The organism is Acidimicrobiales bacterium (assembly GCA_036378675.1).
GTDB lineage: Bacteria > Actinomycetota > Acidimicrobiia > Acidimicrobiales > Palsa-688 > DASUWA01.
Map to the genome: position 1 here is coordinate 76,094 of DASUWA010000010.1, position 21,332 is coordinate 97,425.

At 66.4% G+C, this 21,332-nt stretch carries 16 protein-coding genes; 9 read left to right on the forward strand and 7 right to left on the reverse strand.

All coding sequences use genetic code 11. From position 1 onward, the window contains the following. Nucleotides 1-6 precede the first annotated feature (6 nt). A complete protein-coding gene (locus tag VFZ97_03870) occupies nucleotides 7-1,155 on the reverse strand; it encodes a hypothetical protein (GenBank protein ID HEX6392553.1) in 1,149 nt (382 codons plus the stop codon). Between the two features lie 107 nt (nucleotides 1,156-1,262). Next, nucleotides 1,263-2,990: a PQQ-binding-like beta-propeller repeat protein gene (locus tag VFZ97_03875; GenBank protein ID HEX6392554.1), complete on the reverse strand. Its 1,728-nt coding sequence runs from the start codon at nucleotides 2,988-2,990 to the stop codon at nucleotides 1,263-1,265. A gap of 171 nt (nucleotides 2,991-3,161) precedes the next feature. Here VFZ97_03875 and VFZ97_03880 point away from each other — a divergent pair, with 171 nt between their 5' ends. Together VFZ97_03880 and VFZ97_03885 are read left to right on the forward strand one after the other, a co-directional pair. Then, a complete protein-coding gene (locus tag VFZ97_03880) occupies nucleotides 3,162-4,466 on the forward strand; it encodes a cytochrome P450 (GenBank protein ID HEX6392555.1) in 1,305 nt (434 codons plus the stop codon). A gap of 83 nt (nucleotides 4,467-4,549) precedes the next feature. Continuing rightward, the gene (locus VFZ97_03885; protein ID HEX6392556.1) at nucleotides 4,550-5,179 is read left to right on the forward strand and encodes a TetR/AcrR family transcriptional regulator; all 630 of its coding nucleotides are present in this window, start codon (nucleotides 4,550-4,552) and stop codon (nucleotides 5,177-5,179) included. Here the strand turns inward: VFZ97_03885 and VFZ97_03890 are convergent. Then, nucleotides 5,136-6,350 (reverse strand): MaoC family dehydratase N-terminal domain-containing protein, encoded by a 1,215-nt coding sequence (locus VFZ97_03890; GenBank protein ID HEX6392557.1) that lies wholly within the window; start codon nucleotides 6,348-6,350, stop codon nucleotides 5,136-5,138. The two genes, VFZ97_03885 and VFZ97_03890, sit on opposite strands and share 44 nt — an antisense overlap. Continuing rightward, nucleotides 6,347-7,969 (reverse strand): class I adenylate-forming enzyme family protein, encoded by a 1,623-nt coding sequence (locus VFZ97_03895; GenBank protein HEX6392558.1) that lies wholly within the window; start codon nucleotides 7,967-7,969, stop codon nucleotides 6,347-6,349. Before VFZ97_03895 ends, VFZ97_03890 begins: the two co-directional genes overlap by 4 nt. A 129-nt stretch (nucleotides 7,970-8,098) precedes the next feature. On the opposite strand from VFZ97_03895, the gene VFZ97_03900 reads away from it, so the two are divergent. Next, entirely contained in the window at nucleotides 8,099-9,220 is a 1,122-nt protein-coding gene (locus VFZ97_03900) for a gluconate 2-dehydrogenase subunit 3 family protein (GenBank protein HEX6392559.1), read from the forward strand. Between the two features lie 20 nt (nucleotides 9,221-9,240). Then, entirely contained in the window at nucleotides 9,241-11,226 is a 1,986-nt protein-coding gene (locus tag VFZ97_03905) for a GMC family oxidoreductase (GenBank protein ID HEX6392560.1), read from the forward strand. Between the two features lie 16 nt (nucleotides 11,227-11,242). On the opposite strand, the gene VFZ97_03910 is transcribed toward VFZ97_03905, so the two are convergent. The 3 genes from VFZ97_03910 to VFZ97_03920 are packed head-to-tail and all read right to left on the reverse strand — an operon-like array spanning nucleotide 11,243 to nucleotide 16,016. After that, on the reverse strand, nucleotides 11,243-12,424 hold the full coding sequence (locus VFZ97_03910) for a family 1 glycosylhydrolase (GenBank protein ID HEX6392561.1): 1,182 nt from the start codon (nucleotides 12,422-12,424) through the stop codon (nucleotides 11,243-11,245). Nucleotide 12,425: 1 nt separating this feature from the next. Beyond that, nucleotides 12,426-14,636 carry an acyl-CoA dehydrogenase gene (locus VFZ97_03915; protein HEX6392562.1) on the reverse strand — a complete coding sequence of 737 codons (2,211 nt, stop codon included), beginning with the start codon at nucleotides 14,634-14,636 and terminating at the stop codon, nucleotides 12,426-12,428. A gap of 9 nt (nucleotides 14,637-14,645) precedes the next feature. Next, on the reverse strand, nucleotides 14,646-16,016 hold the full coding sequence (locus tag VFZ97_03920; GenBank protein ID HEX6392563.1) for an FGGY-family carbohydrate kinase: 1,371 nt from the start codon (nucleotides 16,014-16,016) through the stop codon (nucleotides 14,646-14,648). Nucleotides 16,017-16,044: 28 nt separating this feature from the next. Here VFZ97_03920 and VFZ97_03925 point away from each other — a divergent pair, with 28 nt between their 5' ends. Genes VFZ97_03925 through VFZ97_03945 form a run of 5 tightly spaced genes read left to right on the forward strand, consistent with a single transcriptional unit; the run spans nucleotide 16,045 to nucleotide 21,220 of the window. Continuing rightward, complete coding sequence (locus VFZ97_03925; protein ID HEX6392564.1) at nucleotides 16,045-17,028, forward strand: NAD(P)-dependent oxidoreductase; 984 nt, start codon at nucleotides 16,045-16,047, stop codon at nucleotides 17,026-17,028. Then, entirely contained in the window at nucleotides 17,025-17,681 is a 657-nt protein-coding gene (locus VFZ97_03930) for an L-fuculose-phosphate aldolase (protein HEX6392565.1), read from the forward strand. The genes VFZ97_03925 and VFZ97_03930 overlap by 4 nt, the downstream gene beginning before the upstream one ends. A 2-nt stretch (nucleotides 17,682-17,683) precedes the next feature. Further along, nucleotides 17,684-18,493: an enoyl-CoA hydratase-related protein gene (locus tag VFZ97_03935; protein HEX6392566.1), complete on the forward strand. Its 810-nt coding sequence runs from the start codon at nucleotides 17,684-17,686 to the stop codon at nucleotides 18,491-18,493. Further along, on the forward strand, nucleotides 18,478-20,043 hold the full coding sequence (locus tag VFZ97_03940; GenBank protein ID HEX6392567.1) for a hypothetical protein: 1,566 nt from the start codon (nucleotides 18,478-18,480) through the stop codon (nucleotides 20,041-20,043). The genes VFZ97_03935 and VFZ97_03940 overlap by 16 nt, the downstream gene beginning before the upstream one ends. Next, complete coding sequence (locus VFZ97_03945) at nucleotides 20,030-21,220, forward strand: thiolase family protein (protein HEX6392568.1); 1,191 nt, start codon at nucleotides 20,030-20,032, stop codon at nucleotides 21,218-21,220. Before VFZ97_03940 ends, VFZ97_03945 begins: the two co-directional genes overlap by 14 nt. The last annotated feature ends 112 nt before the right edge of the window (nucleotides 21,221-21,332 follow it).

The following is a 21,332-nucleotide window of genomic DNA, read 5'->3' on the forward strand; positions in this document are numbered from 1 at the left end:
GAATGTTCAGCAGCCGGTTGGTGCTATGACCACCTGGCCGGCGCTGTTGCTGAACGGTGACGGTGGCGCCGCCGGCGCGAAGCCACCGCCGGCCGCCACGCCGCAAGTTCCGACATATGCGGAAGGCAGCGGGTAGAGCTGGGACGGGCCGGCGGGCGAACCCTCGGGATCGGGGTCCTCGTAGAACTGGAACCCGGGCTCGGCGTAGACGTTGTGCGCCTCCTGCTGGCGCCACTGATCCATCGTCTGGCTGCCGCAACCCTGCGCGCCTTTCGACTCCGACGGGATGTCGCCGCTGCTGCAGTTGTAGGGGTCCCATTTCTTGCCCTGATAGTTGTAGACGTCGCGACTCGGGGTTGAGTTCTTGTCGCACTGGACGTGCTGGTTGGCGTCGCAGCCCTGGTAGAGCAGCTGCTGCTGGGTGGTTGCGTCCTGGCAGATCCCGTCGGCGCAGAACCCTTCGTAGGCGCCGGCGAAGGGCACCGGGTTCGACGCGGTCGGAGTCTGACCGATGAAGGCAGGCAGGAAGAAGAATCCGACGCCTCCCCCGTCGGACGGTCCGTTGACCGACCCGATCGTGCCGTCGCTGGCGTTCCCGGTGACCCCGTCGTGCTCCCCCGCGTCGGTGTTGTCGTCCTGGCCGTAGTAGAAGCGGAAGCCGCCCGTCAACAGAGCCATCAAACTCTGGGCGGTCGGTGCCCCCGTCTCAGGGGTAACCGAGTTGCGGTTCGTGTTCTGGATGTCGAACACGGCGGTCGCCCCGGCTCCGGTTCCGGTCCCGCAACCGGTGTTCGTGCCGCCGCCGGTCCCGTTGGTGTTGACCGCGAGGCAGCCCGAGTGGATCGAGTTCGGCTGGCCCGGGTAGCCAAGCGATATCGGGGTGGGCGTGCCGGAGTAGCCGTTGGGCAGCTGGTCGAGGCCGAACTCGGCGTAGCGGGTCTTGCCGTCGCCGCTCTCGACGTTGATCGCCACGTTGTGACAACCCGCCTGGGTCACGCCCTTCGGGGCGTTGTTCGCGTCGACGCCCGGGGAGCAGTCCTGCTGACCGGGGTTGTAGCCGCCGGCGCTCACCGCCCACGCAGCTCCGGCGACGCCGATGCTGCCGGCGGCAAGGGCGAGAACCATCACCGCCGCAGGTGCTTTGAATCCGCGCATTTCGTCGAACCTCCCCAGCGGTCTCTTGACCATTTGCGACATATATTGAAGCATCTGTCTCAGATTGGACAAAAGGCGCAATCCGCACCCGCCCATCCGATGCCGACTCAGGCCGAAAAGGCCCATACTCCGCCCAGGTCGCCCAGGGGGTTGAGCGTCTGGTTCAGCGGGGTCTGCTTGCACAGTTGGGTCAGCGCAGCGGGGGTCTGAGCGCAGGCCTTGAACTCGACGTCGCTCTCCGAGGTGCCCGCCCCGATGACCACGGTGGCTCCGGCGATCGCGGCGCCCGACGAGACCGGCGCCCCGAGCGGGAACGCCCACAGAACACGGCCGGTGGCCGCGTCGAGTGCCCTGAAGAATCCGTCGATCGAACCGGTGTACACCACCCCGTTCGCGATGCTCGTCGCCGCATAGGTGTACGGCTGCAAACCTGACCAGGCATGCGAGCCTGAAGAGCCCGAGAAGGCCTGGAGCCCGGGGATCCCTTGGATGATCGTCGAGGGGTCCTGCAACGTCGGGTTGCCCGAGGCGTCGTAGGTGACCGGCGTGTTGATCGCGACACCCCCGAAGACCGTCGGCTTGCCGGCTACATTCCCGACCGCGGGCGTTCCGATGAACCCTCCGATGGCGAGCCCCTGCTGGACGTTGCCGTTGCCGGTTTCCGGTGCCCGCCAGATCAACGATCCGGACTGGCGGTCGAGCACGACGTACAGCCCGTCCTTGCCGGCCTCGCCCACCACCGTTTGCCCGGTCGGCAGCGTGAACAGCTGAGCCGACGCCCCGTAGTCGTCGTCGTCCTGGCTGTTCTTCGGGTGGCCCTGGTAGCTCCAGACCGGCAAGCCGGTCACCGCTGAGAGGGCCGTGATGCTCTCGGCGTATTTCTGCCATCGGTTGGCGTACTGGTACTGCCCGCCTTTCGGGCAGTACGCGTCGGAGCCGTCGGAAGGGCATGGAGTGCCCGAGTTGTCCGGGCAGTCGGCGGAGCCGAAGTACAGGACGGCCCTTTGGGAAGGATCGTGATTGGAGGGGTCGAGCCCGAGCGCCGGGGAGGACCACACGTTGCCGCAGCCGTATAGCGGGTGCTGCGTGTAGGTCTCGGGATTGAAATGCCACAGCTGCGACCCGGTCCGGGCGTCGACCGCCCAGATCCCTTCGCCCACGTAGCCGCTGTCCTGGTTGGCGTCCGACCCCACGAAGACCTGCGGGCCTCCCGGCGCGTCCGTCCAGACGACCGGCGACGACTCGACTTCGCCGTGACTCGTCGGGTGACCCGGGTCGAAGTCAACCCTCCAGAGCACCCTTTGCGCATCGGGAATCGAGGCCCTTGCTCCGTTAAGCGCGTATAGCGACCCTCCTGCTCCGACGAACACGACAGGTTTCCCGCCGATCTCCGCTACTGCCGCAGTCGACGTGATCGTGCCGTAAGCACCCGTGTGCCTATCTGCGCTGCCATCGGTTCGCTTCGGCCCGAGGAGCGTGGTCCACAAAGTGGACCCGCTGTTCAGGTCGAGGGCATAGAACTTGCCGGACCAGTCGCCGACGTAGACAACGCCGTCATACACGGTCGGACTGGCCGTCACCACGTCGTCGGTGTGGATGTGCCAGCGGGGGAGCATTCCGCTGACGCTGGAGGCCGTCGGTGCGAGCGAGCACCCGGTCGACATCGTCCTCGTCGGGTCGTGACCGTACATCGGCCAGTCGCAGGCGGATTGGGTCGAGTTGGCGCCCGTGTTCACCGAAGAAGAGGAGGCGGCCGGCCCGAGGGCAAGCGCGGGGGTAGCCGCCGAAGCCCCGGCGACGAGAAAGGCTGCCGTCAAAACGCGCCCTGCGCGCATCCCCACGAAAATGAAGATTTCACACGTGGGGAGGTTGTCCTGCCTGGACGGGGCCACATTTGCGGGTTGCTCGACAAGCGAACTGGGTATATGACAGAATCTACGGAAGTTGTTCTATCTGTCGTTGCTGTCTAGTCGTACCCTTCGCCGGTGCGGCCGGGGAGGATTCCTATGACGCAGACACATCCCTCTACCACGCTGGACGCCGAAGAATCGGTGGACGGCCAGGTCGGGAATCAGGCCGCTCAAGATGGTGCGCCGGAGGCGGAACCGTACGACACCTCGGAACCGGGGTGGTCGCTCAAGATCATGATGGACCCCGAGTTCGCCAAGGACCCGAGGCCCTACTTCGCACGCATGAGGAGCGGCCCGCCGGCACGTGACGACATTGACATTCCAGGCCGCAAGCCGACCATCCTGGTTACGCGAGCGAAGGACGTGGAGGACACCCTCCGCAACCCGAAGCTGTTCTCTTCGCAGTTCGGGGAGGGCATGGGCGGTATCGGCAACGATCGTCCGCTCATCCCTTTGCAGATCGACCCGCCGGACCACAAGAAGTACCGCGTGCTGCTCGACCCCTACTTCGCACCGCGCCAGATGGCCAAGCACGAAGAGGCGGTCGCCGCGCTCGTCAACCAGCTGATCGACCGGTTCATCGACCAGGGAAGCTGCGAGTTCACCTCAGACTTCGCGATTCCGCTGCCGTGCACCGTGTTCCTGGAGCTGATGGGCCTGCCGCTCGAGAAGCTGGACTACTTCCTTTGGATCAAGGACGGAATCATCCGCGGCCACGGTGAGACCAACTTCGTAAAGCAGAGCGAAGCGCGTAAGACCGCCGGGACCGAGTGCTACCGGTACTTCGAGGAAGCACTCGACCAAATCGCCGCCGAGCGCACACCGGGACTGCTGCTCGACCTCCTCGAAGCAGAGATCGACGGTGAACGGCTGACCCGCGAAGAGATCTTGGACATCTGCTACCTGTTCATCATCGCCGGCCTCGACACGGTCACCGACAGCCTGTGCTGCTTCTGGTCGTATCTCGCGGAGCATCCGGATCGCCGCCGCCAGATAGCCGAGGACCCGAGCGTCATCCCTGCGGCAGTTGAGGAGTTGCTGCGGTGGGAGTCACCCGTAAGCGGCGTGGCCAGGATCGTCGCCGAAGACACCGAGATCAGCGGGTGCCCGGTAAGCGCCGGAGAATCTCTGCTCATATTCGTCGGCGCAGCCAACACCGACCCGGACAGCGTTGAGAACGCTCACCAGGTCGACTTCGACCGGCCGGTCAACCGGCACTCGGCGTTCGGTCAGGGCATCCACCGATGCCTGGGTTCGCACCTCGCCCGGCTGGAGCTACGGGTGGCGATGCGCGAATGGCACCGCCGGATACCCGAGTACCGCATCCGCGAGGGCGCCGATCTGATCTGGACTCCCATGCTTCGTGCCGTCCTCGAGATGCCCCTGGAGTTCACTGGGTAAAGCCCCGCGACACCGTCCGCGGCGACCGCTACTGACTGAAGTAGCAGGTTTCGTCACGTTCGGGGCGCTACGGTCGAGGCGCCATGAGCGACCTCGTGCCCGCCACCCGGGACCGGATCCTCGAAGGAGCCCTTCTCGCGATGGGCCGCGTCGGGATGCGCCGGCTCACCATGAGCGACGTCAGCGAGCGTTCGGGCGTGTCCCGGGGGACGGTTTACCGGTACTTCCCCTCGAAGGAGGATCTCCTCGCGGTTCTCGCCGAGTACGAGAGAGACAGGTTCTCGGAGGGGTTGCGCAGCGCGCTGGCAGACGTGCCAGGGACCGAACTCGGCCTCGGCACCGTCGCCGAGTACATCCTCGGCTATCTCCGCCGGCACCCGGCGCTGACGTTGTTGATCGAGACAGAGCCCGCGTTCGTGCTCGGTTTTCTGCGCCAGCAGCTGCCCGTGTTCCATCAGATCACTGCCGAGCTTCTCGATCCGGTCATGCAAAACGCCGTCCCGGTGAAGGAGGGCTGGATCAGCGTCGCCGAACTGAACGAGCTGCTGCTGCGCGTGGTGCTGTCGGTGTTCCTCGTGCCCGGCGAATCCAGGCAGGAAGTGGTCGGAACCCTCGAAGGGGCATTGGAGAGCCTGATCCGCCTGGCGGAAGGGCGGCAGCGGGAGCCGCTTAATCGCCGGGCAGCTCGACCTCGACAGTCGCCTTCGCCATAACCGCGTCGTGCTGATTGGTCAGCTCGACCGCCACAACCGCCATGTGACGGCGCCGGCGCTCGACCCGCTTGTCGATCACCTTGCCGCGAAGGTAGGTCACGTCACCCGTGAAGGCCGGATTGCGGTACTGCGCGTCGGAGTGACGGATGAAGCCCCACTCGCCGGCCCAGGCGGCCACGTAATCCAGGATCCACGCGCCCATCGACGCGCCGTAGCCGTAGCCGCGCGCCATACCGACGTGCTGGGCCCAACGTGGCTGGAGATGACCACGGGACGGGCCGTAGTAAGCACCGTCGGTCAGCTCGGGATTGACCTTCTCCATCCGGCGGTCCCCTTCGAACCCGGCCATCTCCTTCGTGTAGCCGAGGGCCTCCGCCCGGACCGTGGTCGGCCCCTTCAACGTTCCGCCCCAGATGGTCATGGGGTACGCCCGCCATTCGGTGGCGAAGCTGGCCAGGCTGTGCGGTCCCAGAGCGTTGATCGCCAGATCGTCGCCCACCGCGACTGAATCGAACATCCGCTTGTCGTGGCGCAGGTCCTGGATCTGAGAGATGAACTTGCCCTTGGTCTCCTCTAGTTCGAGAAGCTGGTCGTCGGTCCACTCCGGTTCTGCAGGCTCATCGAACATCCGCTTCTCACGCGCTTGGCGCACTTGGTAGCGGATCGACGTCGATCTCTGAAGCGCAACCCGCTCTCCGCGCTGATTTATGTACAGCGTGTCCCCCCGTTGAAAACACGTCGGTCCCGCGAACTTCGTATCCGTCACCTTGTAGTCGAACGGCATGCGGTGACAGACCAGATGGTCACCCGATTCGACGCGCGGCCCGAAGAACCACCATTCGTCGCCTCCGAAGATCAAGTGCGAGTTCGGGATCTTGCCGACCTGCGCGGGTGACGCGCCGTGGCTCGTATCGCACGCAACCGTGAACGACTGTGGTGCGATGATCTTCCCGAAACGGCTCCCCTCGGCCCATTCCTCGTCGTAGTGCAACGGATTCGGGTAATGCATCCCCTGCACCCAACGGCGTATGTCGTTGAGAGCGACCGGCTCCTTGAGCTCTCCGGGCTCCATCGGCACCCCGATGTACTGATCCAGGTCCGAAGTGTCGAGCCCACCGCCGGTATCGGCCGACTGCTCGTCGCCGGTCACGTCGCTACCAGTTGTCGTCAATTTCTGACTCCAGTCTCAGAAGCCCTTCGCTCGCGGAGCCGCTCTTCGACCAGCTTCCGAAGCGCGTCGTCGCGCACCTTTGTGTCGCTCGAGGTCATTGGCACCTCACCGTCCGACATGAAGAGGATCTCCTTGGGAACCTTGTACGCCGCCAGCCTTTCCCGCAAGAACACACGAACGTCATCGGCAGTCGCGATTGCACCGTCGCGCAGCACCACGCAGAGCACAACTACCTCACCCAACCGCTCATCTGGCCTCCCCAACACACGGGCGAGTTTGATGGGCTGGAAGGCTCGAAGGGCAACCTCGATCTCCGCCGGCGAGACGTTGGCGCCGGCCGTCTTGATCATCTCCGAGCGTCTCCCGGTCCAGTGAAGGTAGCCGTCGTCGTCGAACCAGCCGGCGTCGCCGGTACGGAAGAAACCGTCGGAATCGAAGCACTCTTCGGGGGTCATTCCCACGTAGCGGTCCATGAGGGTCGGGCCGCAGATGGCGAGCTCTCCGGACTCTCCGGAACCAAGAACGCGCCCGGTGTCGGGGTCGATGACCCGCAAGCGGTTACCTGGCAGCAGCCGTCCGGTGCTCTCCTTGAGCAGTTGCCGGGGCGTGTTGAAGTAGTGAGTGGCGAAAATCGCACACGTCTCGGAAAGGCCGTAGGCGACCGGCATGTTCCATCCAGGATCGCCGTTCACGCTCGGATGCCGGGCGAACGCCGACTTGCCGTATACGAACTTGAGCGACGAAAGATCCGCCCGCTCCCAGTCCGGCAGCTCCGCCATGGCGGCAGTTTGATGCGGCAGGGTGTACGGCTCGGTGACCTTCTCACGCTCCAGCAACCCGAGCGCCTCGGCGGGCTGGAACGTTTCCTGCATCACCCAGCACCCACCGGTCGCGAGCGTCGCGCCCATTGCGGTGTTGAGACCTGCAGTCCAGAACATCGGCAGGGCGGTCCACATCCGGGTCTGCTCAGTCCGCCCGAACACTTGCCCCTGGAGCCAGAACTGCAAGCTGGGAGCGCCTTGCCGGTGAAGGACACCTTTCGGCCGGTCGGTGGTGCCGGAGCTGTAGATGATCGTGCCGGGATCGTCCGGGGAAACCTGCGGCCCGACCTCGCCGGCGCCGCGCTCGAGAAACTTCTCCCACTCGGTCGTCCCGACTGCAGCGACGTCGCGTACTCGTTGGGGCCGCACCGGTTCGATCTCCTCGACGAAATTGCGGCCGAGCAGCTGCTGTTGGGTCAGCACGACTTCGACGCCGGAATGGTCGAGGAGGAACTCCAGCTCCGCCTGGGATGAGAAGGTGGACAAAAGAACCGCCACTCCGCCCGCAAGCGCGACCCCGAAGAACGCGGATACCGCCTCAGGACGGGTGCCCATCAGGATCCCGACGGGCGTACCAGGACGAACCCCGCTCGCGATCAACGCCGAAGCGACACGCCGGGCTTGCAGCAGTAGGTCGCCGTAGGTCCAGCGCACCGTCGACCCCCCGAGGAGGGGGTCCTCGAAGACCAGGGCTTCGTTGTCGCGAAAACGACCCGCCACCTCTTCGAGAAATCCCCCCAACGTCAAGGACCCGACGCCGGCAGCTTCAGAAAGGGGCGGGCCCTCCAAGGTGCTCACCGGTCACCGATCTTACGATCGAAGCACGTCCATCCATTCGGCGGCGAACCGGTGTCCACCAGCGGAAAGGATAAGACAGGCGGCACGCAGAATGTGTAGTACGTCCAGGCCTGTGGGAGGGGTCGAATCTTGTCGGAGCGCTTTTCTCGCCGCCAGTTCCTCGCGGCCGCGGCCGCAACTGGCGGTGCTGCTCTGCTGCCGACAGCGCTGAGAGCTGCTGCGCGCGCGGCAACCTCTGCACCTGTGGCGGCGAAACCGGTTTTCTACTTTCTCAACCCGACGGAAGTGGCCACCTGTTCGGCGATCTGTGCCCGTGTCGTACCGAGCGCAGACCCGATTACCGGTGCGCCAGCTCTGGGAGCCGCCGAGGCGAACGCGGTCGTCTTCATCGACCGGTTGCTGGCGGCGTTCTCGATGCCCGAGACGGTGGCGGACAATCCCGCGATCTACCTGCGTGGTCCGTTCAGCAACCGCAACGCCTACCCGGACTACACCCGGGGCGCACCGCAGCCCCACTTCCCGGACGGCTTCCTGTCCGATGGTCAGACCCATTACGTGTCGTTGAGCCCTTTGCAGGAGCTGTCTTGGCGGGCGCTGATCGAGGGCGTCGACGCCGCGCTGGCTGCTGCGCCGGCCTGGGTGGTGGGGACTCCGGCCCAACCTACCCCTTGGGCGGCCCAGATCAAATCGGGGCTTATCCCGGGACCGCTCGCCGCCGGTTTGCAGCACGTGTACCGGGCCGGCCTGGCCGCCTTTGATTCGTATTCTCAGTCGCTCTTCCAGGTTCCTTTCTCTCACGCCAGTCCGGCTGACCAAGATCTGTTGCTCGAAGCGGCGGGCAACGTCGTCCTCAGCCAGGTGCCACTGCCAACCCCGCCCGGGGCTCCGGCCGACGCCAAGACGCTGTTCCCGTTCGTCGTGTCGCACACGTTCGAGGGTTGTTACGGGCTGCCCGAGTACAAGGGCATGGACTCGAATCCCTTGTGGGCCGAGATCGCCTGGGACGGCGACACCCAGCCGTTGGGTAACAGCATCTACGACGACAACGCCTACGGACCCGGAGAGGGGCCCAACGCCGGATTCGGAGAGGAAGGCGTGTTCGTCCCGCGAGGGGATTATCGGGAGTACCGGCCGGTGTCATTCTTGGCGACCAGCCCCGGCTCACCGACCTTGACCCCGGCCGATATCGCCCCGCTCGTGGAGGCCTGGCAGAAGGCCGGGCTGCTCGGACGGGTCGCTGGTACGAGATGAGTCGGCCTAGACCTCGGGCGGTGATCGTGGGCAGCGGTTCGTCGGGGTCGACCGTCGCCCGCCTTCTGGCACGCAGCGGTCAGTACGACGTCGTGGTGCTGGAGAAGGGCCGCAACTACTTCACCGGACTGGGCGGCGACCCCTCCCAGGTGACGACCGTGTTCGCCAACGACGAGCTCAACTACGAGATCGAAAACGCGCCTCTCATTAGCCAGGACCCGGTCCTCGAGCCGCGCAGCTTCCGCACCGACCCTTCAGCGGGGAAACGCACGTTCGTCGGGGATGTGGACAACCTCGCCACCACCGTCGGAGGCAGCTTCGCGCACGCAGACGTGAAAGCCCGTCGCTTCCGCGAGGTCGATTTCATCGCCAACAGCCTTCTCCACGGGACAGCCGACCAGCCGGCGATTCCCGGCACCAGCTACGCCGACTGGCCGATCACCTACCCGCTGATCGAACCGTTCTACGCCGTTGTTGAAGAGATCGTCGGCGTGCAGGGCCCGGCCCGGCGGGTGGGCGGCCGGATCGTGAACCCGAACCCGTACGAGTCGCCTCGTTCCACCCCTTTCGCGATGCCCCCCGGGGTGCAGCAGCTGAACAGCCTGCTGCCTGCCGAGGCGGCCCGCCGGCTCGGATACACCCCGGCGCCGGTGCCGACCGGGGCGGTGTCTCGCCCCTATCGCGGTCGCCAGCCATGTAACGACTGCGGCTTCTGCAACAACTACGGCTGCCCGAACGGAGCCAAGGCAGGTGGCATTTGGCAGCTCAACGACGCCATTGCCGCCGGCGCGACACTGATTTCTGAGGCCAACGTGATCAGGATCGAGTGGTCGTCGCCGGCCAACGGACAGCGGGCTCGGGCCACGGGGGTGACCTACATCGACGCCGATCCGACGTCGAGCACGTACGGCCAGCAGAAGACCCTCGCTGCCGACTTGGTGGTGCTGGCCAACACCCCCATCGAGTCCACCCGGTTGTGCCAGCTGTCGGGTATTTCCAAGGCCCCGAACGAGAGCAACGTCTCGCAGCTGCTGCCGACCGCCACCGAGCCGAGCGGCCTTCTGGGCCGCAACCTGATGCTGCACCTGCAGACCATCGTCCTGGCCCTGATGGATCAGGACATCCACGCCTTCCGGGGCCGCACCAGCACCCAAGTCCTCGACGCCTTCGCCGGGCCGGGTCCGTCGGCCGCCGACTTCGACCCGGACGTGCTGATGGGCGGGCTCCTGGAGATCGGCGGGAACGAAAACCCGATCGGCCAGGCGATCCATTTGATGCCCGTCGGAATCGGCGCCCGTCACAAGCTCCTCATGCAACTGGCTCCCCTGGTCAACCACATCAGCAGCTTCACGCTGCAGGGCCAGGACATGCCCCAGCTCACGAACTACGTGGACCTCGACCCCGACATCAAGGACGTGTGGGGCCAGCCGGTTCCCCGGGTCACCTACAAGAACCATCCCTACGAAGTGGCCGCCGCCGCGTTCTACATCCCCAAGATGATGGAGATCATGGCCGCCGTCGGCGGCCCGGGCTCCGCCTACCCGACGGTGAAACCGATCTTCATCGCCTCCCTCAACACCACCACCCCGGCCGTGCTACCGGGCAGTGTCGACGCCGGCGTATCGCCGCTGGTGGGGGCGACACCGTTCAGCGACGTGCCCCTCGACCGCCACATCATGGGCACCCACCGAATGGCTGTCGACCCCGATCACGGAGTGTGCGACCCCTACGGGCGGATGTGGGCTTTCGACAACCTCTACGTCACCGGCGGGGCGCTCTATGTCACCGCCCCCGGTTTCAACGTGACCCTCACCATGTACGCCTTGTCGTACTGGGTGGCAGCGGCGATCGTTGCCGGCGTCGGCGGCGCCCCCCGCTACACCACCGGGCCCTCCGGCTACCTGGAGAGCAACTGGACAAAGATGCTCAACGTGATAACCACACTCGATGGCGACACCATGATCGCCCGAGCCATCAACGCCGGACAGCTGATCCCACTGCGGTAGCCCGGCGCCGCGGTGTCTACGCGGGGAGCCGGTTGTTTCTGGCCACCTCGGAAAACCACCTCGCGCTCGGCTTCGGGCGCCGCTCGAATGTCGTGCGGTCAACTGCCACCAGACCGAAGTGCGGCCGGTACCCGAAGGCCCATTCGAAGTTGTCGAGGAGCGACCAGTACGTGTACCCGTCGACACGCACGCCCTCATCGATCACGTCGAGAACGCCTCGCAGCGCTGCCGCGACGAAGTCGATCCGCTGCTGGTCGTCGTCGGTGCCGATGCCGTTCTCCGTGACCCAGAGGGGCACTTCGCCGCCGGTCACCGCCCATGCCCGCCTGAGGCAGGCGGCCAGGGCCTGGGGCCAAAGCTCGTATCCCATCGGCAACACCTCGACGCCCGGCTCTGGACCTACCCATCCGTTCGGGCCGATCAGCATCCGGGTGTAGGTCTGCACGCCTAGGAAATCGTCGCCGGCGATCGCCTGGAGGAAGACATCCTCGTGCGCCGCGCGGATGTTGGCGGTCTTCTCCTCGCCGCCCTCGGCCGGCTGGTAGTCGGTCATCGATAGGGTCAACCCGACCGGCACGCTCGGAGCTTCAGAGCGAATGGCTTCGACAGCCGTCCGGTGCGCGGCCACCATGTTCGCGGTCACGTCCCTTGCGGCGTCGGGGTCATTGCGTCCGGGCGGGAACATCCCCATCACGTAACCCATCGTGGCGACGACGTTCGGCTCGTTGAGTGTGCAGGCGCGACCGATCGATTGCCCGAGTGCCGCGGCGCTTCGGTGGCAGAACTCGGCGAAGCGATCGACGATCCCCTCTTTTTCCCAGCCTCCATCATCAGCGAGCCACGCCGGGGTCGTGAAGTGATGGAACGTCACGATCGGCTCGACGTCCCGCTCGCGCAAGTAGTCGCACACCCGGCGGTAGTGGTCGAGAGCCGCGACCGACCACTCTCCACGCGCCGGTTCGATCCGGCTCCACTCGAGAGAGAAGCGGTAATGGTCGAGGCCCAAACCCGCCACGATGTCGCCGTCCTCGTTCCAGCGGTGCCATGAGTCGCACGCGTCACCGCTCGGCTCGGCGACCCCCGAGCCGGACGTGTGCTCCCAGCGCCACCAGTCGTTGTTGGTGTTGCCGCCTTCGATCTGGTGCGCTGCAGTCGCAGTCCCCCATCGGAACCCGTCGGGGAACGAGTTGCCGGCCACGTCAGGCCTTCGCCGGTTCCGGATCCCGCGGAAGTCCCAGGATCCGTTCGGCGATGACGTTGCGCTGAACCTCGCTGGTTCCGCCGGCGATGGTCAGGCAACGGTTGGCCAGGAACCCGAACGCCCATTGCTGGGCCGCCCCCTCGACGCTCACGCCCTCCCCTCCCAGCAATCCGAGACCGAACTCCTGGGTCCGCTGGTCGTGCTCGGCGGCCAACAGTTTTCGCACGCTGGCTTCGGGCCCGGGGCGGGCACCGGTTACCGCTCTCTCGGTCGATCGCTGGCCAAGCAGCGCAACCGAATGCGCTTCCGCCACGAGCGCTCCAACGCGGTCGAGGGTCACCGGATCGGCTCCGCGCGAGCTGACCAGGGTTAGAAGCGCCTCGATCCCGCCGCCGAACGACGAGCCGCTGCCCATGGCCACCCGTTCGTTCGCAAGCGTGGTGCGCGCCAGGGGCCACCCACCGTCTACCTCTCCGACGACGCAATCGTCGGGGACGAACACATCGTCGAGAAACACCTCGTTGAACATCGCCTGCCCGGTCAGCTCCCGCAGCGGGCGGACGTCGATGCCCGGACTCTTCATGTCGACGATGAAGTAGGTGATCCCCAGATGCTTCGGCGTGTTCGGATTGCTTCGGGCCAGGCAGATCCCCCAGTCGGCCTGCGCGGCCATCGAAGTCCAGACCTTCTGCCCGTTGAGGCGCCAGCCTCCCTCGACGCGCGACGCCTTGGTCGAGAGCGACGCGAGGTCCGAGCCCGCTCCCGGCTCGCTGAACAGCTGGCACCAGCTGATCTCGCCGAGAAGCGTCGGGCGCACCCACCTCTCCTGCTGCTCGGGCGTCCCGTGGGCTGCGATGGTCGGTGCCGCCCACGCGCCTACCTGGAGATGGGGCCGGCGAAGGCGCGCCTCTTTCAGCTCTTCGTCGATCACCAGCTGCTCCACCGCGCCGGCGTCGCGCCCCCACGGCGGGGCCCAGTGCGGCACGAAGAGCCCCGAATCGACCAGAGCTCGCCTCCGCTCCTGTTGCGGTTGTGACGCGATCGACGCGGCTTCCTTGCGGATCTCATCGCGGAACGCGTCGAAGCCCACTGGGAGCTCCAATCGCATCCGGTGCCGCTCGCCTGAAACCGCGAGGTCCGCCACCCGCCGGCGCCAAGGCGCGGGTCCTCCGAGAAGCTGGCGCAAGGTGAGCGCCCTTCGCAGGTACAGGTGGGCGTCGTGTTCCCACGTGAATCCGATTCCTCCGAGCACCTGAATGCAGTCCTTGGCGACCGTGCAGAACGCCTCGGGGGCCAAGGCGCCGGCGACTGCGCCGGGAAGTCGTGATGGACTGTCGCCGTCGTCACCGAGACACTCGTCGATCGAGCGCAACGCCGACCAGGTGACCGCCTGCGCCTGCTCGAGCGCGACGAGCATGTCCGCACAGCGGTGTTTCACGGCCTGGAACTGCCCGATCGGCCGGCCGAACTGTTCGCGGACCTTGGCGTATTCGGCCGCGGTGTCGACGCACCAGGACGAGCCACCGGTCGCGTCCGCGCCCGACAACGCGGAGAGCAGCGACTCGAGAAGGTCTCGATCGACGCGCAACTGCCGCTCGGCTGGAACGCGCAAACGTTGGACGGTCACCGAGGCGCAACGGCGGATCGGGTCAAGGCTGGCGATCTCTTGAGCATCGACGTTCGCGCCCTCAACGACGCACCAGACCTCCCCGTCTTCCCCCGCCGCTGGGAGGACCAGCCACTCGGCCAGCGCGCCCCCGAGGACGGGCCGAGCGGTACCGGTGACAACGACGGCTCCGTCGTTGTCGGGCTTGGTCGAGTCGAGTATCGACGTCGACGGAAACGCGATCGCCGCGACACCGCCGGATGCCAATGCCGGGAGCACGGCCTGTTGCAGCGCCGGTTCGCCCCACGCGGCGATCGCCGCCGATGCGGCGACCGTCGGCAAGAAGGGGCCCGGGGCGCATGCGCGCGCCAGCTCCTCGACGAATATCGCCAACTCCTGGATGCCGTAGCCCTGCCCCCCGAACGATTCGGAAAGGTGCAAGCCGAGCCAGCCGAGATCGGCGGTCTCCTTCCAGAACGAGGGCAGCTCCTCTGTCGGTGCCTCGATGCCCGCGCGCGCGATGTCGCGCGGGCAGCGTTGCCCCAGAAATCGCCGGACGGACTCGCCCAGCTGTACGTGCTCCTCGGTTATGCCGAGTCCCATGAGGCCTCCCTAGCCTGCCGCCGCCGAACCGGATCGGTCGAGAAACAGGGCGTAGCGCTCGTCGGCCCCGCGGACCCACAGCTCGTCCGGCTCGACGATGTGGCCGGTGCGCGCCCAACGAGCTGCGTCGTTCACGTCCGACTCGAGTCCTGCCGCGACCCTTGCGAGAAACGCCGCGCCCCGCGCTGCTCCTTCTGGGTCGGCCGCCACGTGAACCGGCAGCGCGGTCACGTCGGCGAGGGCGCGCATCCACCCGTCGACCTTCGTCCCGCCGCCGGTGACCACGAGGCGCCGCGCTTTCACACCGGCGAGCTCCAGGTGGTGTCGCACGACGAACGCCGACGCCTCCCACCCCGCCCGGTGCAGCGCAGCCGGTCCGTGGGTCAGGTTCAACCCGTGCAGCGAGGCTCTCATCGCCGGGTCGTGGTACGGGGTTCTCTCGCCGCGCGGGTAAGGCGCCCACACCGGGACGTTTGCCGGATCCACACGGTCTCCGGTTGAGTCCCGTCCGATCATCCGGTTGGCCCAGTCGAGAAAAAGACCGCCGGCGTTGCTGGCACCGCCCACCATGTGGAGTCCCTTCGCGCCGGGGACACTCCAAAGCCCCGGGGCCGACACGGGCTCAGTGCTCATCGCCCAAATGATGAGCGTCGTGCCGCACACCACGTGCACGTCGCCGGGGTCGTCCGCACCGGCCACCAGCTGCTCGCACCACACGTCGACCGTCCCGGCGGCGAGCGCGGGGCCGTCTCCGAACAGCTTGCCGACCTGGGCACCCGGAAATTCCAGCACCGCCAACTGGTCCGCTCTCACGCCGAACTGATCGCAGATCTCTTCGTCCCAACCGTGGTCGCGAAACAGTGGCAGCGAAGTGAACGCAACGCCGTAGTCAACGGCCGGCGAGCCTCCCAGTGATTTGTTGGCGACCGCTTGAGCCGGCCAGTAACCGTGCGCTCCCGGCGCCTGCTCAACCGTCCAGCGGAGAAAACCGACGATCTCCCCGGTCCCCTCCGGTCCGTCGCCCTCCGTGCCTTGGTGCGATCCGGCGTTGATACGGCCGCGCTCGTCGCCGTACAGCAACCCGGGCGTCACCGGGCGGCCGCGCCGGTCGACGGCCGTCATCGACGGGACCATCGCGGATACCGCAACACCCTTGGCGTCTATCGCCCCCAGCATCTTCAACGCCTTTACCGGTCCGCTTATCCATGCCCGCCTGGCGTCGTGCTCCATCCGACCTTCGGACGGCACGATGATGCGGTGCGGGACGCGCGACCGCGCGAGGACAGTCCCTTTGTCGTCGACGGCCACGGCTTTGACCGACGTCGTGCCGATGTCGATGCCAACGGTCACCTGAGGCAATGGATCCCCCGAATATGACACGAGCGTCAGAGTACGACAGGATGGTGCCGTGGACGAAACAGACCGGCCCCGCGCCCTGATAACCGCTCCGCTTCAGGGACCCGGCCTTTCGTTGCTTCGGGATCTCGCCGACGTCGTGTACGACCCCTGGATCGATCAGAACCCGCTCAGGATCTACTCATCGGTTCAACTCAGGGAGCGCGCCGAACGCGAACGCGCCGACGTTCTGATCGTCGAGGCCGACATGATCGGCCCGGAAGTACTGGAACTGCCGCTACGAGTCGTCGCGGCCACCCGAGCCGATCCGGTCAACGTTGACCTGGGCGCCGCGACGAAGGCCGGCGTTCCCGTCCTGCGATGCCCCGGGCGCAATGCCGATGCGGTCGCCGAGCTCGCGGTCGCCCTCGTGTTTGCACTGAATCGCCACATTCGCGCCGCAGACGCCGATGTGCGAGCGGGCGCCGTTTACCGCGACGGGAAGATCCCGTACCAGCGATTCCGTGCATGGGAGCTGTCCGGCCGGACCGCCGGGTTGGTGGGGCTCGGGGCGGTTGGGCGGGCACTGCGCTGGCGGCTCGAAGGTTTGGGGATGACAGTCGTCGCCCACGATCCGTACAGCGACGAGGCCAAGCTCTCGTTGGACGAGCTATTGGAGCGGTCCGACCTCATCTCCATGCACGCCCCCGTCACGCCGGAAACCACCGGCATGATCGGTGCGGACCAGTTTGCAGCAATGCGCCCGGGATCTCTGTACGTGAACACGGCACGGGCTCAGCTTCACGACACCGACGCGCTGGTCGCCGCGCTCCGCTCGGGTCCGCTGGCGGGTGCAGCTTTGGATCATTTCGTCGGAGAGCATCTCCCCGAAGACCACCCCTTGATCGGCATGGACAACGTCCTGTTGACCCCGCACATCGGCGGCGCGACCTGGGACACCGAGTCGCGACAAGCGTCGATGGTCGCCGACGACCTGGCCCGCCTTTTGGAGGGGCAACAACCCCTGAACCTCGCCAACCCGGAGGTGTACTCGTGAGGCACGTCGAAAACGCCCCGGAGGCGGTGCTCGCCGCAGCGAAGGACATGCTACGCAAGGGCCTCGTCGAGGGAACGGCCGGGAACATCTCCGCTCGCCAGGCCGACGGAAGCATCGTGATCACTCCGTCATCGGTCGACTACGAGGACATGCAGCTCGACGACCTCGTGGTGATCGACCCGGACGGTAAGACCTTGTCGGCGAAGGAAGGCCGGTCACCGTCTTCCGAGAAGCTTCTCCACCTGGCCTGCTACCGGGCCTTCGACGACGTCGGATCGGTGATCCACTCGCACCCGGTTCACGCCACGATGTTCGCGATCACCCACACGTCGATACCCGCGTGCATCGACGAGTTTGCGATCTTCGTCGGTGGAGACGTGCGCTGCACCGACTACGCCGCCAGCGGGACCCCGGATGTCGGCGAGCAGGCGGTGAAAGCTCTCGAAGGGCGCGGCGCCGCGCTGATCGCGAATCACGGCATGGTCGCGGTGGGCCCCAAGCCGTCGACGGTCCTGCACATCACCGCGCTCGTCGAGCGAAGCGCTCACATTGTGTTTGGCGCCACGGTCCTCGGGCAGGTTCAACACCTCCCCGAGCAGGTGAACGAGGGCTTCGCCGGCATCTACGGGTATCTCCGCCAGAACCCGCTCTAGACGTGCCGATTCACTACGAGCTCGGAGGCGACCACGTTGTCGTCATAACCATCGACCGGCCCGAGGCTCGCAACTCGCTGGACCTGTACCACTTCCGTGACCTGGCGAACGCGTGGCGGCGTTTTCGTGACGACGAAGACGCCTGGATTGCGATCATCACCGGCGTGGAGGGCAACTTCATGACCGGGGCCGACCTGAAGACTTACATCCCGCAGATCACCGCCTTGCAAAAGCAGATTGCCAAGGGAGAGGTCACCGAGTTGGACGGCTGCCAGCTCAGAGACGGGACCGACGCCGTGCTCAGAAGCCTCACCATCTACAAGCCGATCATCGCTGCGGTCGACGGACCTTGCGTCGCGGGCGGCATGGAAATGCTCGGAGGCGTGGACATACGAGTTGCCACTCCGCGTGCGAAGTTCGGTGTCATGGAACCGAAGAGGGGACTGTTCGCCGGCGGTGGCACCACGGTCAGGCTCCCCCGTCAGCTCAACTATCCGGCCGCGATGGAATTCCTGCTCACCGCCGAGGCATTTCCAGCGGAGAGAGCCTTGGAGCTCGGTCTGGTCAACGAGATCGTCGCTCCAGAAGAATTGATGGATCGGGCACGGGATTGGGCGTCGCGGATCACCGCCAACGCCCCGCTCGCCGTCCAGGCGACCAAGGAGAGCGTGCTTCGCGGGCTCGGTGTCGACATGCACGAGGCGTACAAGATCGAGAGCGAGCTGGCAACGAAGGTGTTCTCCAGCGATGACGCCAAAGAGGGCCCGGCCGCGTTCGCCGAGAAGCGGGCACCGGAATGGAAAGGCCGTTGAGCGGCGGGTCACCCAGTAACGGATCTCGCACCGCGCCGTGCATCATCGGCGCTGCGCAAAGGACATGGCACCCTGGACCGGACCCCGCCCCGGAGCCCCTGTTGATGTGGCAGGAAGTCGCTGAGGCTGCGGCCGACGATACCGGAGCGTCTCCCCGCGCTGTGCTGGGGCGTGTTGGCAGCCTGGACGTCCTGTACTGCCAGAGCTGGCCGTATGACGACCCCGCCGGCCGGTTGGCGTCGGCCCTCGGCATCTCGCCGGCCCGCCAGGTCTATTCCGGCATAGGAGGGACGACACCGCATCTGCTCGTGGCTCGAGCTGCCGCTGCCATCGCCGCCGGCGACTTGGACGTGGCGGTAGTGGTAAGCGGCGAGGCGCTCGACACGGTCCGCAGGGCGAAGAAGGCCGGCGAGAGGCTCGCGTGGTCCCACCGCGACCCGGAGAAGAAACCGTTCCCCTTCGAGGAGCCGTTTCACCCGGCGGAGATCGCCCATTCCGTCTTCCAGGCGTGGCTGACTTTCGCGGTGTTCGACGTCGCCCGCCGGGCGCATCTGGGCGTGGATCCCGATGGCTACAGGCGCGCTCTGGGCGACCTCCTCGCACGGCTGAGCGATGTCGCGGCATCGAATCCGCATGCGTGGTTCCCTTCCCGGCGCAGCGCCGGCGAGCTGATCGAGCCCACCCCGTCGAACCGGATGGTCGGCTACCCCTACACCAAGACCATGGTGTCGGTGATGGATGTCGACATGGCCGCGGCGGTCGTCATTGCCAGCGACGAGGCGGCCGACAGCCTCGGGATCGGCTCCGACCGGCGCGTGTACCTGCACGGGACCGGTTACGCGCTCGATCCCGTCTACGTCGCCGAACACGAGCCGATGTGGGCCTCACCGGCGATGAGTTCCGCTTCCGCGTCAGCGCTGTCGTCGGCCGGGATCGGTGTCGACGACATCTCGTTCTTCGACCTGTACAGCTGTTTCGGGAGCTCGCTGAACTTCGCGTGCGACGTTCTCGGTCTCCAGCCCGACGATTCGCGCGGCTTGACGGTTACCGGTGGCCTCCCCTTCGCCGGCGGTCCGGGAAGCGGCTACATGCTTCACAGCACCGCCGCGATGGTCGAGAAGCTTCGCGACACGCCTGGCGCCTACGGGATGGTCAGCGGTGTCGGAATGCACATGACCAAGCACGCGTTCGGCGTCTATCGATCGGCGCCGCCCGACGAGAACGTGGTAGCTGCTCTCGCTGCTGGTGAGGGTGGAGCGAGTCAGGTGGTGGTACCCGGTGCGGGCAGGGCGATTCAGGACGTTTACGCTGGCGACGCGACGGTCGCCGCCTACTCGGTGGTCCATTCAAAGAGCGGTGAACCCGAGTGGGGTCTGGCCGTCTGCGATCTGCCCGACGGCAAGCGGGCCTACGCTCGGATCGAGGACCAGGCGGTACTGACCGACATGGAGAAGGACGAGTGGGTTGGTGCCGAAGTGCGCCTGGACGCCGGCGGCGACGGGGTCAACAGGATGATCGACAGGAAGGAGTCCCGTGGTGGCCGTGCGTGAGGCAGTGATCGTCGACTTGACGCGAACCGCGTTCGGCAAGCGCAACGGTGCCCTGGCGGGATGGCATCCGACCGATCTCCTCGGGTTCACGCTGCGCCACCTGGTCTACCGAAATGGGGTCGACCCTGAGCTCCTGGACGACGTCGTCTGCGGTTGCGTCACGCAGTCGGGAGAACAGGGCTGCAACGTCGGCAGGAACGCGGTCATCGCCGGCGGACTTCCGTGGACGCTCTCCGCCACGAGCGTTGACCGGCAGTGCGGCTCTTCGCAGCAAGCGCTCCACTTCGTGGCGGCCAGCGTGATGTCGGGCATGTACGACCTGGCCATCGCGTGCGGCGTCGAGTCGATGTCCCGGGTGCCGATGGCTTCGAACGCGCGCGGCGGAACCGGTCCGTTCTCGCCGGCCTTCATGAGCGAGATCGACAACCAGCTGTGGGCGCAGTTCCGGGTCGCGCAGGTTCTTGCCGATCAGGAGGGGATCACCCGCGAGGAGATGGACGCCTACGCGCTGGAAAGCCACCGTCGCGCGGCGGAGTCAACCCAAAGCGGCCACTTCGCGAAGGAGATCCTCCCCGTCCCGATCAAGGATCCCGAGTCGGGCGAGCTGACCGACGCGGTGCTCGAATCGGACGAGGGGATCCGTCCCAACTCGACGATGGAGGCGCTCGCGGCGCTTCCGCCGGCGCAGTCGTGGGAACCGGAGACCGCGCCGGGGATCACCGCCGGCAACTCTTCGCAGATGACCGATGGAGCGGCGGCCGCTCTCATCGCAGACCGGTCCACCGCGGAGCGGCTCGGGCTGCCGATCCGCGCCCGGCTGATCCATTTCGCGGTCGGGGCAGAAGATCCGGTCCTCGTGTTGTCTGCTCCCAACCGGGTGACCCGCCGGCTCCTCGACCGTTCCGGGATGAAGATCGCCGACTTCGACGCCATCGAATGCAACGAGGCGTTCGCCGCGATCGTTCTACGGTGGGCGCGAGAGTTCTCACCCGATCCGGAGTTGCTCAACCCTCGCGGCGGCGCGATCGCGATAGGTCACCCACTCGGCGCGAGCGGGGTACGCATGACCGCCACTCTGCTCAACCACCTCGAGGCGACCGGAGGGCGTTACGGGCTGCAGACGATGTGCGAGGGCGGCGGGCAGGCCAACTGCACGGTCATCGAGCGCCTCGGGTAGGCGTGGGCCTAGGCGAGCTTCCTAAGGTTGCTCACGTTTGGGCGGGTGAATCTCGGTTTGGGAGTGGATTCGTGCCATCGATTGCCTGAATCCACTCCCGAACGCACATTTC